Here is a 17,779-nt window from a genome sequence, read left to right as displayed (position 1 = left end):
GTCAGGCACAAACGGGCCGGCACGCCCGTGCCGGCCTCCCTCACTGCAGAGTGATCAGTACTTGTGTTTGGGCAGACGTGCTTCGAGTGATCCTTGCTCCTCTTCTTCGATCTCTTCGTCGAGTTCTTCCTGCAGTTCCACGTACTCTTCGTCGAACAGTTCGTAGGTGGGCAGCTCTCTCTCTTCGAGGGCGACTTGTTCGCCGGCACCCACTTCGGTTTCGTACATCGTGCGACCAGCGAGGATGGCGTCAGCGATGCGACTGGTGATCAAGCGGATAGAACGGATCGCGTCGTCATTTGCTGGGATGACGTAGTCGATCAAATCCGGATCACAGTTGGTGTCGACCATCGCGATGATCGGTATACCGAGCCGGCGTGCCTCGGCAACGGCGATCGCTTCACGCTTGGGATCGACGACGTAGAGCGCATCAGGAAGGCGCGTCAAACCGCGCAGGCCGCCCAGCGTTCGCTCGAGCTTGGCGAGTTCGCGAAGCTTACGCATTTGTTCCTTCTTTGGAAGGAAAGCAAAGTTGGGGCTGCGCACCTCTTCTTCGAGCTGAACGAGGTAGCGCAGTCGCTGGCGGATGGTCACGAAGTTCGTCAGTGTTCCTCCCAGCCAGCGCTCAGTGACCGAATACATGCCACAGCGCTCGGCTTCGCTCCGGATGATCTCCTGTGCTTGCTTCTTGGTGCCGACGAAGACGAAGACACCGCCGCGAGCAGCGAGATTCCGAGCGAACGACTCAGCTTCAGCCAGCAGCCTCACGGTTTGGCGGAGATCGATGATATGGATGCCGTTGCGCTCACCGAAGATGTACGGTCGCATCTTCGGGTTCCAGCGCTTACTCTGGTGCCCAAAGTGCACACCGGCTTCGAGAAGCGCTTTCAGGGGAACCTGTTCTGTCTCGTGTTCGGCGATGGACACGTTCCGACTCCTTTACTTGGACCGGTGTTCGTCATCCGTACCCTTCGACCCGCGCTGGAACTGGAGGGTCGTTAACCTTACCAGCACACCGGGCGCGGTCCAGGTACGTGTTTCGTCCGGCGCAGTGGCCGGCGACAGGAGTATAACACGCGTCTGCCTCGATTACGGCTTCGCCAACTCGAGATAGTCAGCCACGACGTATCCGGTCTGATTACGGTACTTGACTGGCCACCACACGTACCCGTCGGCCGTCACTGACTCACCGACGACTGTCAGTTCAGTTCCTTCAGGAAGCCGCTCGATGACATCGGCACTAGTACTCGGCGCGGAACGGAAGTTCACGCCCGATCCATCCGTGTTGGCCACGACGACGGTCGCTCCAGGTCCGATCGTCGTTCGCGGCGTTGGCGACGCGGTGACGGTGGGGGTCTGGCTCGTGGCAGCAGGCGTCACTGCGATGAGCCCCAATGGTGTCCCTTGGGGAGTGGGCGTAGGGCCAGTGATCACTTGTGGTGTGACAGTAGGGACGACCTCGCCCCGGTTGAGAAACTGGTTGATCCAGAACCAGGCGAGCCCGAGCATGAGAATGATACCCAGTACTGGTGCCGCTACACGCAAGTAGTCCGTCCAATATCGCTCGTCCGTGTGATAGGTGTAGGAGTGTTGAGTTCCGAAGGGAGTACTCGTGGGTGGCCGATTCGCAAAGGGCGGTATCGTTGGTTCTTCGGCTTCAGGATCGCGCTCGGGTGGCTCATCACGGAAAAAACTCATCGTTGTCCCTCGCTCTCGCTCTCGACCCGTCCAGCCACTTCTCCCTTCATCTCCCCGACTGTCGCCAACTTGGATCACCCGATACTCGTGCGTCGCCTCTTCCGGTCGCTCACGAACTGGTTGCTCCGCCGGCTCCCAGTAGTTCGTCATGCCGCGGTCGCAATCGAGATCGTCTTCGCTGACGAGATGGCTTTGATGCGGGGCATACAGGAGCGGGTGGCGGCACCAACCCTTGCGCCACAACGGTGCAGGCTCGAAGTACTTGCACGTTCCGCACTTTCTCTCGATCGTCATCGTACCGCTTTCACCCCATGCTCATTCTCACCCCGAGTCGGGTGCGCAGGTCGAGTATACCGGCAATCCTGGCAGTGCTACGATTCGGTGCTTTCCAGGGTGGTCGATGCCGACTCGGGGAGCATCGCGCTGGCATTTCCCCGGCTGGCGCTCGGAAGCGACGCCTCAGCCAATGCACTCCCCATCGCCAGTTCTCCTTCGCAGCGACCGCCTTCCTCGATCACGAGCGAGTTGGTCGTGATGGAGCCGGTCACGCGACCTGTTCGCAGAATATGCAGTTTGCCCCGACACGTTATCGACCCGCGAAGCTGACCGGCGACGGTGATCGCGCCCGCTTCAACCGTCGCATCGACTCGTCCGCCCTCAGCGACGTGCACCGCTCCTTCGCATTGGAGTGTGCCGCGAAGTTCCCCTTCGATGCGGATGTCGCGGGACGACACGAGTGTCCCTTCGACCGTGGTGTAGCGATCGATGAGCGTGAGACTCTCGATCGGACGCATGGGGGAACTGCTCCGATCCTCGATCATCGATAACCTCCGGGACTCGGTGCGGAGTCGGTCGATTCCGTTGCTCCCATCTTCAATTTGCCGGAGAGGCGTGCGCCCTCGTGGACAACCAAGGATGGAGCTGAGACCTCACCGATGACCTCGCCTCCCGGATGGATTTCCAGTCGACCCCGGGCATCGATGCGTCCCTGCACTGACCCACGCACGATAACCTGCTGAGCAGCAATGTCCGCTCGCACAGTCGCTCCCTCGAAGATGGTGACGTCATGGGCAGCTTGAATCGTCCCCTCGACGTGCCCATGAATGACCAGAGAGCCCTCCGTTTCGAGCGTTCCTTGCCAACGTGCGTTGGCAGCAACGATACTCAACATGCGATCCGGGGTAGCCGGCTGGCGAGCCGGAGGCTCGGGTGGCTGCCAGGTACTGGTGCGGGAAGATGGTGCCGATGATTCCGTAGTGGGTCGGGGCAGCAGATCCTCGTCCAGGGCGAGTTCCTCGTCGGCAGTCGTCTGCTCCAGTTGTTGGCGGAATTGCGACAACTGGCGTTCCAGGGGGTCGCGCGGCTCGCGTCGGAACATCGCCTCACTCCTTTCGCTCCCATCAGTGTGCCACTCCGTCGCGGGCCATCGAACTGGAGCACGCGCGAGTCGCTGAGTGGAAAAGCAGCGTTGAGGCGTGGCAGCTCGACGACCTGGTGACGATGGCAGTATAGCAAGGTCGTACGGACAGTGTGGAACGATGCAGACTCGCCGGAAAGCGATGGTACGCGAAGCGATGAGGGAGTACACTGGCAGTATGGAAGAGCGATACGCCTGGCGCCAAATGGCATGGTGGTTCGGCGGGATCGTGGTCGGTTTCAAGCTTTGGACGATCCTGCTGGCGATCGTCTTTTCCGCGCAGTGGTCGACCGTCTGGTACTTAGTGCTCAACCATGTTGCCTGGTTGGTGGGACTCGTTCTTCTCGTGTGGGGTCCGCTCACCTTCTGGTATCGGCTCGTGCGGATCCGCCGTCGCCGTCGCGATCTTCTCCGCGCCGAATGGGAGATTTCCGAGCACAGTCACCGTTGGTAGTGGAGAGATCGGCTCACCAGGTGCGCCCGGCAGGACTCGAACCTGCAACCTTTTGCTCCGGAGGCAAACGCTCTATCCATTGAGCTACGGGCGCTCGTTGCACTGCATGAACTCTAGCACGTTTCCCTCCAGCTGTGCAAGGGTGCGTTGCGTAAGGCCGTTCTAGTGAGCAGACCCTTGCATGTCTCGTGTGGGGGCGAGGAGACGGACGCGAGTAGAAAGCCTTGTCTGCGGCCTCGGCTCGTGCGTCGAAACGTCACGCGGCCGGTGCGTCATAGCGGTGGATCGACACACCGCCACCGGTCGATCGTGCGATGGAGCGGCGTCGGAACAGTCGGAACAGAAGGAATTCGCCGCTCTCGACTCCTCCGGTTCCGGAGCACAAAGCGCCGGGCGGCCTTCGAGGGTGGCGACCGCTTTCGGGCGACGACGGGATGGGATTGACAGGAAGGCAGCATCCGTGATATGCTATGCGTTTGCGAAGAGGTGACGCGCGCGCATGAGGCGGCGTGACACGCAACGCATCGAGCACAGGGCGAGGCCGAGCGGTGATGTCCGCTTGGCTCTCGGTTTTTCCTTCGCGCGTTGGGTAGGCCGGTCCATGAGGCCACCACGAGTCCGTACCGAGTTGCGTATCCCCGAGTAACCGATTATTCGAGCATCCGGCACGAGGAAAGGGAGAACGATGACTGTGACGACAGGGGCGACCGCGATGCCATCGTCCGCAGTTCGCCAGGTACGGTCGAATCTCGGGATCGGGCGCGTTTCGTTCGCCCGCATTCCGACCGTACTAGAGATGCCGAACCTCATCGAGCTTCAACTCAAGTCGTTCGAGTGGTTCAAGACCGAAGGCTTGCGAGAACTCCTCGAGGAGTTTTCGCCCATCATTGACTACAATCAGAAACTCGAAGTCCACTTTCTGCGCCACTGGTTCGAAAAGCCACGCTACACGCCGGAGATCTGTCGCGAGCGCGACATGACGTATGCCGCTCCGCTGTATTTTCGCGTTCGGCTCGTCATCCGCGACACCGGTGAGGTCAAGGAGAGTGACATCTATATCGACGACTTTCCGATGATGACGGAGACCGGGACCTTCGTCATCAACGGGGCGGAGCGTGTCGTCGTTTCCCAGCTCGTTCGCTCGCCGGGGGCGTACTTCGAACTCGAGCCTGACCCGGCTACCGGTCGGCAGCTGTGCATGGCCAAACTGATTCCGACTCGAGGAGCGTGGCTCGAGTTCGAGACTTCCAATCGCGATGTCTTGTCAGTCAAGATCGACCGCAAGCGCAAGATTCCGGTCACGGTTCTTCTCCGTGCCGTCGGTTATGGGCGCGACGAGGAACTCTTCGAGCTGTTCGCGGACGTGGATACCGATCCCGATCATCGCTACATCGCGGCGACGATCGAGCGAGATCGAACGAAGAGCCGCGAAGAGGCTCAAATGGAGATCTACAAGACCTTGCGCCCCGGGGATCCGCCGACGCGGGAGAACGCTGCTGCGCTCATCGAACGCCTCTTCTTCAATCCGCGTACCTACGATCTTGGCAAGGTGGGTCGGTACAAGCTGAACAAGCGGCTGGGGCTGGAGACGCCGGCCGACGTGCGGGTTCTCACACGCGAGGACCTGGCTGCTCTGGTGCGAACCATGATCCTCGTGAATCGAGGACTCGATCGGCCGGATGACATCGATCACCTGGGCAACCGGCGGGTGCGGACGGTCGGTGAGCTGATTCAGATGCATCTGCGGACCGGACTCCAGCGCCTGGAGCGCGGGATCCGCGAGAGGATGACGATCGTCGATATCGACACCGCGACCCCAGCAAGCCTGATCAGCAGCACCCGGCCGCTGCGTGCTGCTATCCGCGAGTTTTTCGCAGGGAGCCAGCTCTCGCAGTTCATGGATCAGACCAATCCGCTTGCTGAGCTCACGCACAAGCGTCGCGTTTCCGCACTCGGTCCTGGGGGACTCAATCGCGAGCGGGCGGGCTTCGAGGTGCGTGACGTCCACGACTCGCATTACGGGCGGATCTGCCCGATCGAGACCCCAGAAGGTCCGAACATCGGACTGATCACGTCGTTGGCTACCTATGCCAAAGTCAACGAGTACGGCTTCATCACGGCGCCGTATCGCCGGGTTTACCGGCATATCGAGTTGCCGAGCCAGGCGGATCTCCTCATCGGCCAAGTTCTTCGCACGGACGTCGTCGATCCTGAGACAGGTGAGTTGCTCGCGGGCCGCGGCACGACGGTCGACCGGGGACTGTGCGACCGGTTGATCGCGGCTGGGGTCACGCGTGTCGATGTCCTGCCGTTCGTGAGCGACGAGGTCGACTATCTCACGGCCGATCAAGAGGAACACTTTACGATCGCGCAGGCGAACACTCCCCTCGATGAGGGCATGCGCTTCGTGGCCAGCCGGATCGAAGCGCGGCGAGCGGGCAAATTCGTGCTGGAGGTTCCCGAGAAAGTCGATTATATGGACGTCTCGCCGAAGCAAGTGGTGTCGGTCTCGGCGGCCCTGATCCCGTTCCTCGAGCATGACGATGCGAACCGGGCGCTCATGGGTGCCAACATGCAGCGACAAGCGGTACCGCTGCTGCGTCCGCGCGCACCGATCGTCGGAACCGGTGTGGAGTATCAGGCAGCGCGCGATTCAGGCCAGGTCGTGGTCGCGCAGAAAGGGGGCATCGTCAAATCGGTCACTGCGCGCCGCATCGTCGTGCTGGAAGATGACGGCAACGAGCGTGTCTACGAGCTGCGCAAGTTCGTCCGGTCCAACCAGGATACGTGTATCAACCAGCGCCCGATCGTGCAAAAGGGCCAGCGGATCGAGGCGGGAGACGTGATCGCCGACAGCTCGAGCACGGAGAACGGCGAACTCGCGCTCGGACAAAATGTCCTCGTTGCTTTCATGTCGTGGGAGGGTGGAAACTTCGAGGATGCGGTCCTCATCAGCGAGCGACTGGTCCGCGAAGACGTGTACACCTCGATCCACATCGAGAAGTACGAGTGCGAGGCCCGCGATACCAAGTTGGGACCGGAGGAGATCACACGCGACATTCCGAATGTGGGTGAGGACAGTCTGCGCAATCTCGACGCCGACGGGATCATCCGGATCGGCGCGCAGGTCGGTCCCAACGACATTCTCGTGGGGAAGGTCACGCCGCGGGGCGAAACGGAACTGTCGGCGGAGGAGCGCTTGTTGCGCGCCATCTTCGGCGAGCGGGCGCGGGACGTCAAGGATACGAGCTTGCGCGTGCCGCATGGCGTGCACGGGATCGTCATCGACGTCAAGCGTTTCCGGCGCGACGACGAGAGCGGCGTCGAGCTGCCAGCCGGTGTCAACGAGATGGTTCGCGTCTTCATCGCCCAGAAGCGGAAGATTTCCGAGGGCGACAAGATGGCTGGTCGGCACGGCAACAAAGGGGTCGTCTCGCGCATCGTGCCGATCGAGGACATGCCGTACTTGCCGGATGGGACACCGGTCGACATCATCCTCAATCCGATCGGTGTCCCTTCGCGCATGAATTTGGGTCAGATTCTCGAGACACACCTCGGTTGGGCAGCTCATACGCTCGGCATCAAGGTGGCGAGTCCCGTCTTCGACGGTGCCAAGGAAGAAGAAATTCGCGAACTCTTGCGAAAGGCTGGTTTACCTGAAGATGGGAAGGTCGAACTCTATGACGGGCGCACCGGCGAGAAGTTCGATCGTCCCGTCACGGTCGGCATAATCTACATGATGAAGCTCGTTCACCTGGTCGAGGACAAGATTCACGCACGATCGACCGGCCCCTACTCGCTGGTGACGCAGCAGCCGCTCGGAGGCAAGGCACAGTTCGGTGGCCAGCGCTTCGGGGAAATGGAGGTCTGGGCACTCGAGGCATACGGTGCGGCGCATACCCTACAGGAGATGTTGACGGTCAAGTCGGACGATGTCGTGGGGCGCGTCAAGACCTACGAAGCCATCGTCAAAGGGGAGCCGATCGTCGAGGCGGGTGTGCCGGAATCGTTCAAGGTGTTAGTCAAAGAGCTGCGTAGCCTCGGGCTTTCGGTCGAGGTCTTGAACGAAGACGAGGAGCCGATCGAGTTCGGCGAAGACCACGGCCGGGAGCGTGAGATTCTCTCGCATCTCGATCGGATCAACCTGAGCGGCTTCGAGCGCACGGAAGAATGACACGAGGGGTGAGCGCGCATGAGCACAGTCGCACGCCAGCGCGAGACACGCAAATCGATCGATGTGAATCACTTCGAAGCGATCCGGATCGGATTGGCCTCGCCGGAGGCGATCCGGAGCTGGTCATACGGTGAGGTGACCAAGCCGGAGACGATCAACTATCGCACGCTCAAGCCCGAGCATGGGGGGCTCTTTTGCGAGCGGATTTTCGGTCCGACCAAGGATTTCGAATGCTACTGTGGAAAGTACAAGCGGCAGCGTTACGCAGGGACGATCTGCGACAAGTGCGGAGTCGAGGTCACCCGTTCCAAGGTCCGGCGCGAGCGGATGGGGCACATCGAACTGGCTGCGCCGGTCGCGCACATCTGGTATGTGAAGGGGACGCCGAGTCGACTCGGGTTGCTCCTCGACATCACCCCGCGCAATCTGGAGCGTGTGCTGTACTTCGCCTCGTATCTCGTGACCCGTGTCGACGAGGCCAAACGACAGGAATTGATCGAAAACATCCGACAGGAGTTGCAAGCCGAGCTCGATGAGTTGGATCGCCAACTGGAGGCCAAGCGTCGTGAGTTGGAGGAGGCGCAGGGTACGGAGCTTCTGGCCTTGCGCGATCGGCGCGAGGCGCTCGAGCGCGAGGCCCGCGAGCGGGTAGTGAGCGAAGTCGAGCGCGTTCGACGCCAAGCTGCCGGGCTGCGTGAACGGTTGCAGGAAGCACTCGGCACGCCTGCGGAAGAGGATCTGGAGTTCGCTGGTCGGCTGATCGCTGCGCGTGGAGAAATCCTGACGGAACGGCATCTCGCTGAACTGGACGAGGCCGAACAGGAGGCGGTCAACGAGGCTGAGCGGAACGCTCGCAGCGCGGTCAGTGGCGAGCAAGCGCTGGTCGAAGCGGAGCAGGAGTTCCTGACTGGGCGGATCGCTGAGCAGTTGGCGACGTTGCAGAGCGAGATCGAGCGCCAGAAGGCAGATCTCCGAGCCGAAGCCGATGAGCTGATTCGCCAGGTTCAGGAGATCCACGAACTCCAGGTGCTGACCGAGCAACAGTATCGGGATCTTGCCGACCTGGCCCCGGGTGTCTTCGAGGCGAAGATGGGTGCCGAGGCAGTCTACGAGGTCGTCTCGAGCATGGATCTGGATCAGCTCTCGGCGCAGCTTCGGGCAGAAATGGCGCAGGCGACTGGCCAGCGACAGAAGCGTATCGCCAAGCGCTTGCGTCTCGTGGAAGCGCTCCGCAAGAGCGGGAACCGGCCCGAATGGATGCTCCTGACGGTCTTGCCAGTGATCCCGCCTGACTTGCGGCCAATGGTGCAACTCGACGGTGGGCGCTTTGCGACCTCTGACCTCAACGATCTCTACCGGCGCGTCATCAATCGGAACAATCGGTTGAAGCGACTGTTGGAGCTCGGGGCACCCGACATCATCATCCGCAACGAGAAGCGGATGCTGCAGGAGGCGGTCGATGCGCTCATCGACAACGGTCGGCGCGGGCGCGTCGTTTCCGGGACGAGCAAGCACAAACTCAAGAGCCTTTCCGACATGCTCAAGGGGAAGCAGGGGCGGTTCCGCCAGAACCTCCTGGGCAAGCGCGTCGATTACTCGGGCCGATCGGTCATCGTCGTTGGGCCCGACCTGAAGCTGCACCAGTGCGGATTGCCCAAGCGGATGGCGCTGGAGCTCTTCAAGCCGTTCGTGATGCAGCGGCTGGTCGTGCACGGCCATGCCCACAACATCAAGGCGGCTAAGCGACTGGTCGAACGAATGGACCCACGCGTCTGGGATGTCCTGGAGGAAGTGACTCAGAATTATCTCGTTCTCCTCAACCGGGCACCGACACTGCACCGCCTGGGTATCCAAGCGTTCGAAGTGAAGTTGATCGAGGGCTCGGCGATTCAGTTGCATCCGCTCGTGTGCGCGGCCTTCAATGCTGACTTCGATGGCGATCAGATGGCGGTCCATGTCCCGCTGTCTGCAGCAGCCCAGCGGGAGGCGCGCGAGCGGATGCTCTCGACGCGCAATCTCCTGGACCCCTCGGATGGCGAACCGGTCATCGCACCGACGTTGGATATCGTTCTCGGCTGCTATGCGATGACGTTGCCCGATCCGAATGCCAGGGGGGCGGGGAAGATCTTTGCGGACCGTCAGGAGGTCGTTCTCGCTTACCAGAGCGGTGCCGTCGATCTGCAAGCGCCGATCCGGGTTCGGATGGAGATCGATGGTCAGGGTGAACAGCTCGTCGAGACGACGGTCGGTCGGGTCTTGTTCAACGAGATTTTGCCGAAAGAGCTCGGTTTTTGGAACGAACTCATGGATCGCAAGGCGCTCCGTCGGCTGATCGCCACGTGCTACACGCGCCTCGGTGCAGAAGAGACCGCTCGACTGGCTGATCGGATCAAGGATCTCGGTTTCCACTATGCCACCAAAAGCGGCATCACGATCGGCGTCACGGATGTGCACATTCCGGCGGAGAAGGCGGAGATCATTGCGCGAGCCGAGCAACGCGTGGCCGAAGTCGAGCGCCAGTATCGACGCGGTCTCATTACAGATGCGGAGCGACACCGCGAGGTGGTGTCGATTTGGAACGAGGCGCGTGACGAACTCGCCCAAGTCGTCGAGCGGAGCCTTGGTGAGCAAAACAGCCTCTACATGATGAGTAAGTCGGGGGCCAAGGGGAACATCAACCAGATCAGCCAGATGGCCGGCATGCGGGGGCTCATGCTCGACCCCAAGGGACAGATCATCGAGTTGCCGATCCGCTCCAATTTCCGCGAGGGATTGTCGGTGCTCGAGTACTTCATCTCGACCCACGGTGCGCGGAAGGGGCTGGCGGATACCGCGCTGCGCACCGCCGACTCGGGTTACCTGACACGCCGACTCGTCGATGTGGCGCAGGACGTGATCGTCACGATCGACGATTGTGGAACCGAGGACGGCATGTGGGTGCGCCTGGAGGACGTGCCGGATCGCGAGACGTTCGCGGACCGTATCCTCGGCCGGGTTGCGGCCCGTGACCTGATCGATCCGGCGACGGGAACCGTTTTGGTGCGACGCAACGAGGAGATCACGGAGTCGATCGTCGCGGACATCGTCGCTTCGCTCGATCGGTCGGAGCCGGCGCACCGCATCACGGCGGTGATGATCCGGACACCACTCTATTGCACAGCGGACTATGGCGTGTGCCGGCTGTGCTATGGGCGGAACTTGGCGACACGCCAGATTGTCGAACTCGGCGAGGCCGTTGGCATCATCGCGGCTCAGAGCATCGGTGAACCGGGGACGCAGCTCACCATGCGGACGTTCCACACCGGTGGCGTCGCAGGAGAGGACATCACGACTGGTCTCCCGCGCGTCGAAGAGCTTTTCGAGGCCCGGGAGCCGAAGGGGAAAGCGGTTCTCGCCAAGATCGACGGGGTCGTGCAGGTCGTCGAGGACGAGTTCGGGCGCAAAGTCATCGTGGAAGATGCGCGCCTGGAGACCGAGACGCACCGGGTTCCAGAGGGCTTCGTCCTACTGGTTGGCACGGGCGACATGGTCACGGCAGGCCAAGTGCTGGCTCGGCCGGCCGAGGGAGAGGGGGAGCCGATCGTCGCCACGATGGACGGAGAAGTTTTCGTGGATGGCGACGAGCTGATCATTCGTCGCGAGGAGCAACGCCGAGAGGAATATCCCCTCACGGCCACAGCGCATCTCCTCGTCAGTAACGGAGAGCGCGTCAAAGCCGGTCAGCAACTGACCGATGGGAACGTGAGCCCGGAGGAACTTCTCAACACCCTTGGACGGGATGCTGTCCAGCGCTACATCCTGGACGAGGTCCAGAAGGTTTACAAGTCACAAGGCGTGATCACCAATGACCGACATATCGAGATCATCATCCGGCAGATGCTGCGGAAAGTTGCCGTCACCGATCCGGGTGACACCGATCTATTGGTTGGGGAGATGCTCGATCGCGCCCAACTCCTGCGCATCAACGAAGAAGTGATCGCTCAGGGCGGGGTGCCGGCCACGGCCCAGCAGGTTCTCCTGGGAATCACCAAGGCGTCGCTGGCTACCGAAAGTTGGCTATCAGCGGCATCGTTCCAGGAGACGACTCGGGTTCTCACCGAGGCAGCGATCCAGGGCAAGGTCGATTACCTGCGCGGCCTGAAGGAGAACGTGATCATCGGAAAGCTGATTCCGGCTGGTTCTGGTTTCTGGGAGCGCAAGCAGCGGCGTGAGGCTGCCTTGAGCGCTCTGGACGAGGCGACTCTCGCGGGACTGGCGGCGGTCGGGTTGGGCCCGAGTGGTGAGCCCTTGCCGCAGCCGGGAACAGATCGACCTGATGCCAGCGGTGAGCCTGAGGTGAGCGTGGGCGAGGAGGGTCGTTTTCCGGCAGGGGAAGCTGAGCCCGGGCAACCTGCTTGACGATTCGGGCTGATTCCTGTACACTACACCCTCGTGACCCGAGATCTCGGGTCACGAGGGTGTGTTATTGTTCAGCGTAGCCGATGCGCTACCGATGGGCGCAGGTCGGAGAGAGAGGCTGAACGGTGCCGACGATCAACCAGCTGGTGCGCAAGGGGCGGGAAAAGCGGCGCAAGAAATCGAAGGCGCCGGCGCTCCAGTTCGTCTATAGCCGAGTCGGGCGGAATGCGGGTAAGCTTCGGCAAGTGCCGAAGGGGAATCCGCAGAAGCGTGGCGTTTGTGTGGCGGTGCGGACGATGACACCGAAGAAGCCGAACTCCGCGCTGCGCAAGATCGCCCGCGTTCGGCTGACGAACGGAATCGAGGTCACGGCGTACATTCCGGGCGAGGGCCACAACCTGCAGGAGCACTCGGTCGTGCTCGTGCGGGGTGGGCGCGTCAAGGACCTGCCGGGCGTGCGCTATCACATCGTGCGCGGTGCACTCGATGCGAAGGGCGTCGAGAATCGCCGGCAGGGACGCTCCAAGTACGGAACCAAGAAGCCGAAGCAGTAGGTCCAGCGACGGCTGGCCTGTGCCAGGCTGGGTGGTTGTCGGCAGACGAAGCGCGGCATCGGGAGAACGCTCCAGGATTGCCGGCTTCGTCTGTCTCATGCCGAGCAAGGTGCGGAAGAAGGAGGCGACGAGCGATGCCGAGGCGGCCCAAGTACGAGCGGCGGACCATCCCGCCCGACCCGAAATATGGAAGCGAACTCTTGCAGCGCTTCATCAACAAGGTGATGAAGCGGGGCAAGAAGTCGCTTGCAGAACGGATCGTCTATTCGGCGTTGGACATCGTGGCGCAGCGTACGGGGCAGCACCCGTTGGAAGTGTTCCAACGAGCGATTCACAATGCCTCGCCGCTGCTCGAAGTCAAGCCGCGTCGGGTGGGTGGTGCGACCTATCAGGTTCCGGTTCAGGTGGAACCCCACCGGCGCGTCTCGCTCGCGATGCGCTGGCTCATCCAGTCAGCGCGGAACCGGAGCGGCTACAAGTTCGTCGACAAACTGGCTGCTGAAATCATCGACGCAGCCAACAACACCGGTGCGACGATCAAGAAGCGGGACGATACGCACCGGATGGCGGAGGCGAACCGCGCGTTCGCCCACTACCGGTGGTAGATCTTCAGAAAGGATGATGCACGAACGGGGTCAGAGGGAGATGAGTACGGTTCAACCACAGATGACCGAAGCCAGGCGCGTTCTGCTTCAGCGGACGCGCAATATCGGCATTATCGCGCATATCGATGCCGGGAAGACGACGACGACCGAGCGTATTCTCTTCTACACGGGGAAGGTCCATCGTCCTGGTGAGGTTCATGAGGGAACCGCGACGATGGACTGGATGGTGCAGGAGCGAGAACGCGGCATCACGATCACTGCTGCGGCGACGACCTGCTTTTGGCGGGATCACCGTATCAACATCATCGATACACCGGGGCACGTCGACTTTACGGTCGAAGTTGAGCGTTCGCTCCGCGTCCTCGACGGCGGTGTCGTCGTCTTCGACGGCGTACAGGGTGTCGAGCCCCAGTCGGAGACGGTCTGGCGGCAGGCGGACAAATATCGCGTGCCGCGGATCTGCTTCATCAACAAGCTCGACCGTATCGGAGCGAACTATGTCCAGGCGATAGAGATGATCCGCGAGCGATTGCGGGCTCAGCCGGCTGCTATCCAATGGCCGATCGGGTTGGAGTCCGAGTTTCGCGGCATCATTGACCTGATCGAGTTCCGGGCGAAAATCTACCACGACGACCTGGGCCAGCACATCGAAGATACCGAGGTTCCCCCCGAGTACGTCGAAGTGGCTCAGGAGTGGCGACACAAGCTGATCGAACAGATCGTCGAAACGGACGAGGAGCTGATGCTCCGGTATCTGGAAGGCGAAGAGCCGACTCCGGAGGAACTGCGGCGCGCACTGCGGGCGGCGACGATTCGCGGCCAGTTATATCCGGTCCTCTGCGGTTCGGCGCTCAAGAACAAGGGCGTTCAGCTCCTCCTGGATGCCATCGTCGACTACCTACCCTCGCCCTTGGACATTCCACCCGTCAAAGGGACGCACCCCGTTACCGGAGAAGAACTCACCCGCGAGGCGGACGACGAGGCACCGTTCGCGGCTCTCGCATTCAAGATCCAGTCGGATCCCCATGTGGGGCGTTTGACATACGTCCGCGTGTACTCGGGGCGGCTGCACAGTAGTTCGTACGTGTACAACTCGACCAAGGGTGAGCGGGAGCGCATCTCGCGTTTGCTCCGGATGCATGCCAACCACCGCGAGGAAGTTGAGTGGATCGGGGCCGGTGACATCTGTGCGGTCATCGGCCTCAAAAAGACGTTCACGGGCGACACGCTGTGCGATCCAGATCATCCGATCCTCCTGGAGCCGATCCAGTTCCCCGAGCCGGTCATCTCGGTGGCCGTGGAGCCGAAGACGCGAGCTGATCAGGACAAACTGGCGATCGCCTTGCAACGGTTGGCGGAGGAGGATCCGACTTTCCAGGTGCGTACTGATCCGGAGAGCGGACAGACGATCATCTCCGGGATGGGTGAGCTGCACCTGGAAGTGATCGTCGATCGGATGCAACGCGAGTTCAAGGTCGCGGCGAATATCGGGCGCCCGCAGGTTGCGTACAAGGAGACCATCACGCGGCCGGTTCGCGTGGAGGGTCGCTTTGTCCGGCAGACGGGAGGGCGTGGTCAGTACGGCCATGTGTGGTTGGAACTGGAGCCGTTGCCGCGCGGGAGCGGCTTCGTTTTCGAAGACCGCATCGTCGGTGGCGTCGTTCCGAAAGAGTACATTCCTGCCGTCGAAGCTGGAATCCGCGAGGCGATGCAGAGTGGGGGTGTCTCCGGGTACCCGGTGATCGACCTGAAAGCTGTCCTCGTCGATGGGTCGTACCACGAGGTCGACTCGTCGGAGATGGCGTTCAAGATCGCAGCATCCATGGCGCTGAAAGAGGGCGTGCGCCGGGGCAATCCGGTGATTCTCGAGCCGATCATGCGTGTCGAAGTGGTGGTTCCGGAAGAGTTCACCGGTGATGTGATCGGTGACCTAAATGCCCGTCGCGGTCGCATCGAGGGCATGGAGATGCGTGCGGGCGCTCAGGTGATCCGCGCCATGGTTCCGCTGGCGACGATGTTCGGATACGCTACCGATCTGCGCTCCATGACACAGGGGCGCGGAACCTACACGATGGAGTTCGATCACTATGCACCGGTGCCGGAGAGCATCGCGCAAGAATTGATGGCCAAAGCTGGGAAGTCGAGTTGAGCGTGAGACGGTCGGACGTGAGTCGAAACGAGTTGCTGAAAGGGGTAGCACGATGAGCAAGCCGCGATTTGAGCGGACGAAGCCGCACGTGAATGTGGGGACGATTGGGCATGTGGATCATGGGAAGACGACGTTGACGGCGGCGATCACGAAGGTGTTGAGCTTCAAGGGGTGGGCGAACTTCAAGCCGTACGAGCAGATCGACAAGGCGCCGGAGGAGCGGGCGCGGGGGATCACGATCGCGATCAGCCATGTGGAGTATGAGACGGAGAAGCGGCACTATGCGCATGTGGATTGTCCGGGGCATGCGGACTACATCAAGAACATGATCACGGGTGCGGCGCAGATGGATGGGGCGATCTTGGTGGTGAGTGCGCCGGATGGGCCGATGCCGCAGACGCGGGAGCATATTTTGCTGGCGCGGCAGGTGGAGGTGCCGGCGATCGTGGTGTTTTTGAACAAGGTTGACATGCTGGATGATCCGGAGTTGTTGGAGCTGGTGGAGCTGGAGGTGCGGGAGCTGTTGAGCCAGTATGGGTATCCGGGGGAGAGCGTGCCGGTGGTGCGGGGGTCGGCGCTGCGGGCGTTGGAGTCGGCGTCGACCGATCCGGAGGCGCCGGAGTATGCGCCGATCTGGGAGCTGTTGCGGGTGGTGGACGAGTACATCCCGACGCCGGTGCGGGCGGTGGACAAGCCGTTTTTGATGCCGATCGAGGACGTGTTTGGGATCAAGGGGCGCGGGACGGTGGTGACGGGCCGGGTCGAGCGTGGGCGGCTGCGGCCTGGGGAGACGGTGGAGATTGTGGGGCTGGGGCCGACGCGGCAGACGGTGGTGACGTCGATCGAGATGTTCCAGAAGGTATTGGACGAGGCGGTGGCGGGGGACAACATCGGGTGCTTGTTGCGGGGGATCGAGCGGGACGAGGTGGAGCGGGGGCAGGTGCTGGCGGCGCCGGGGTCGATCACGCCGCATCGGGAGTTTGAGGCGGAGGTGTACGTGTTGTCGAAGGAGGAGGGGGGGCGGCACACGCCGTTCTTTGCGGGGTATCGGCCGCAGTTTTACATTCGGACGACGGATGTGACGGGGGAAGTGGTGGGGTTGCCGGAGGGGGTGGAGATGGTGATGCCGGGGGACAACGTGCGGCTGCGGGTGGAGTTGGACAAGCCGGTGGCGCTGGAGGAAGGGTCGCGCTTTGCCATCCGGGAAGGTGGCCGCACGGTCGGCGCCGGCGTCGTCACCAAGATCATCAAGTGAGGGGTGGTCGGCGATGTCGCGGAGACCGACGCAGCGTATTCGAATCCGACTGAAATCGCACGATCACCGGATTCTCGACCAGTCGGCGCGGCAGATCGTAGAGACAGCGGAAAGCACCGGTGCGAAGGTCGCCGGACCGATTCCGTTGCCGACCCGAATCGAGCGGTTCACCGTGATCCGCTCGCCGTTCATCGATAAGGACTCGCAGGAGCACTTCGAAATCAGGACGCACAAGCGATTGATCGATGTGCTCGAACCGAGTCCATCCACGATTCGAGCACTCATGCGGCTGACGTTGCCGGCCGGTGTGGACATCGAAATCAAGCTCTGAGCGTGGGAGACCGCGCTCCAGATCATGCTCGCAGAGTGGCGAGGGCACGCTGGAGTGTCTGGAGCCACCAGTAAAGTAGAGGAGAGCCGATGATCGAGGGGCTTTTGGGACGCAAACTGGGGATGACCCAGATCTTCGATGATGAGGGACGGGCCATACCGGTAACCGTTCTCGAGGTAGGTCCCTGTGTGGTGACACAGGTGAAGACCAGCGATCGGGACGGGTACCAGGCGGTCCAGCTCGGCTTTGGACACCGAAAGCGCCAAAATCGTCCAATGCAAGGACATCTCCGGGCATCGGGCGCATCGCCGCGTTACTTGAAAGAAGTGCGCGTCGACGATGCCACTCGATTCCAGGTCGGCCAGGTCATCGATTGTACGATCTTTCAGCCCGGCCAGTTGGTGGACGTTATCGGCTGGCGCAAGGGTCGGGGTTTCCAGGGAGGAGTCAAGCGTCACGGCTTCGCCGGCGGCCCCAAGACCCATGGTCAGTCCGATCGTCACCGTGCGCCCGGATCGATCGGCCCGACGACGGATCCGGGACGGGTGCACAAGGGGAAGCGAATGGCTGGCCGGATGGGACCAGTGCGGGTCACGGTGCAGAACCTGCGGGTGGAGCGTGTCGACCCGCAGCGGAATCTGGTCCTCGTACGAGGGGCAGTGCCTGGCCATCCGAACGGCCTGGTGATCGTCCGATATGCGGTCAAGCAGCGGCGCGCGAAGGCAACGGCGTGATGGAGGGGGC

Annotated in this window: 13 protein-coding genes and 1 tRNA gene; 9 read left to right on the top strand and 5 right to left on the bottom strand. The window is 61.9% G+C overall.

Annotation, left to right across the window (positions count from 1 at the left end; translation table 11 throughout):
• Positions 1 to 54: 54 nt before the first annotated feature.
• From rpsB to TRD_RS04575, 4 genes are all read right to left on the bottom strand, one after another.
• Positions 55 to 927 carry a 30S ribosomal protein S2 gene (gene rpsB, locus TRD_RS04590; protein WP_015921960.1) on the bottom strand — a complete coding sequence of 291 codons (873 nt, stop codon included), beginning with the start codon at positions 925 to 927 and terminating at the stop codon, positions 55 to 57.
• A gap of 162 nt (positions 928 to 1,089) precedes the next feature.
• The gene (locus TRD_RS04585) at positions 1,090 to 1,992 is read right to left on the bottom strand and encodes an SH3 domain-containing protein (RefSeq protein ID WP_015921959.1); all 903 of its coding nucleotides are present in this window, start codon (positions 1,990 to 1,992) and stop codon (positions 1,090 to 1,092) included.
• A gap of 77 nt (positions 1,993 to 2,069) precedes the next feature.
• Positions 2,070 to 2,492, bottom strand: coding sequence for a bactofilin family protein (locus TRD_RS04580; protein ID WP_226980721.1), 423 nt, complete (start codon positions 2,490 to 2,492; stop codon positions 2,070 to 2,072).
• 23 nt (positions 2,493 to 2,515) lie between these two features.
• Entirely contained in the window at positions 2,516 to 3,076 is a 561-nt protein-coding gene (locus TRD_RS04575) for a bactofilin family protein (protein ID WP_015921957.1), read from the bottom strand.
• Positions 3,077 to 3,293: 217 nt separating this feature from the next.
• On the opposite strand from TRD_RS04575, the gene TRD_RS04570 reads away from it, so the two are divergent.
• Positions 3,294 to 3,569 (top strand): hypothetical protein, encoded by a 276-nt coding sequence (locus tag TRD_RS04570; protein WP_015921956.1) that lies wholly within the window; start codon positions 3,294 to 3,296, stop codon positions 3,567 to 3,569.
• 21 nt (positions 3,570 to 3,590) lie between these two features.
• Here the strand turns inward: TRD_RS04570 and TRD_RS04565 are convergent.
• A tRNA-Arg gene (locus TRD_RS04565) sits at positions 3,591 to 3,663 on the bottom strand.
• Positions 3,664 to 4,254: 591 nt separating this feature from the next.
• On the opposite strand from TRD_RS04565, the gene rpoB reads away from it, so the two are divergent.
• From rpoB to rplC, 8 genes are all read left to right on the top strand, one after another.
• On the top strand, positions 4,255 to 7,743 hold the full coding sequence (gene rpoB, locus TRD_RS04560; RefSeq protein ID WP_015921954.1) for a DNA-directed RNA polymerase subunit beta: 3,489 nt from the start codon (positions 4,255 to 4,257) through the stop codon (positions 7,741 to 7,743).
• Between the two features lie 18 nt (positions 7,744 to 7,761).
• Positions 7,762 to 12,141 carry a DNA-directed RNA polymerase subunit beta' gene (gene rpoC / locus TRD_RS04555; protein WP_015921953.1) on the top strand — a complete coding sequence of 1,460 codons (4,380 nt, stop codon included), beginning with the start codon at positions 7,762 to 7,764 and terminating at the stop codon, positions 12,139 to 12,141.
• A 125-nt stretch (positions 12,142 to 12,266) separates the two neighbouring features.
• Positions 12,267 to 12,695, top strand: a complete 429-nt coding sequence (gene rpsL, locus TRD_RS04550; protein WP_015921952.1) for a 30S ribosomal protein S12 — start codon at positions 12,267 to 12,269, stop codon at positions 12,693 to 12,695.
• Between the two features lie 134 nt (positions 12,696 to 12,829).
• Complete coding sequence (gene rpsG, locus TRD_RS04545) at positions 12,830 to 13,300, top strand: 30S ribosomal protein S7 (protein WP_015921951.1); 471 nt, start codon at positions 12,830 to 12,832, stop codon at positions 13,298 to 13,300.
• 40 nt (positions 13,301 to 13,340) lie between these two features.
• The gene (fusA, locus tag TRD_RS04540) at positions 13,341 to 15,449 is read left to right on the top strand and encodes an elongation factor G (RefSeq protein WP_015921950.1); all 2,109 of its coding nucleotides are present in this window, start codon (positions 13,341 to 13,343) and stop codon (positions 15,447 to 15,449) included.
• Positions 15,450 to 15,501: 52 nt separating this feature from the next.
• A complete protein-coding gene (tuf, locus tag TRD_RS04535; RefSeq protein ID WP_012642069.1) occupies positions 15,502 to 16,704 on the top strand; it encodes an elongation factor Tu in 1,203 nt (400 codons plus the stop codon).
• A 13-nt stretch (positions 16,705 to 16,717) separates the two neighbouring features.
• Positions 16,718 to 17,035 carry a 30S ribosomal protein S10 gene (gene rpsJ, locus TRD_RS04530; protein ID WP_015921949.1) on the top strand — a complete coding sequence of 106 codons (318 nt, stop codon included), beginning with the start codon at positions 16,718 to 16,720 and terminating at the stop codon, positions 17,033 to 17,035.
• An 89-nt stretch (positions 17,036 to 17,124) separates the two neighbouring features.
• Positions 17,125 to 17,769, top strand: a complete 645-nt coding sequence (gene rplC, locus TRD_RS04525) for a 50S ribosomal protein L3 (protein ID WP_015921948.1) — start codon at positions 17,125 to 17,127, stop codon at positions 17,767 to 17,769.
• Positions 17,770 to 17,779 lie beyond the last annotated feature (10 nt).

Origin of the sequence: Thermomicrobium roseum DSM 5159 (assembly GCF_000021685.1) — a bacterium.
GTDB lineage: Bacteria > Chloroflexota > Chloroflexia > Thermomicrobiales > Thermomicrobiaceae > Thermomicrobium > Thermomicrobium roseum.
Note: the sequence above shows the minus strand (reverse complement) of the source record. Positions and strands in the feature narration are given on the sequence as shown.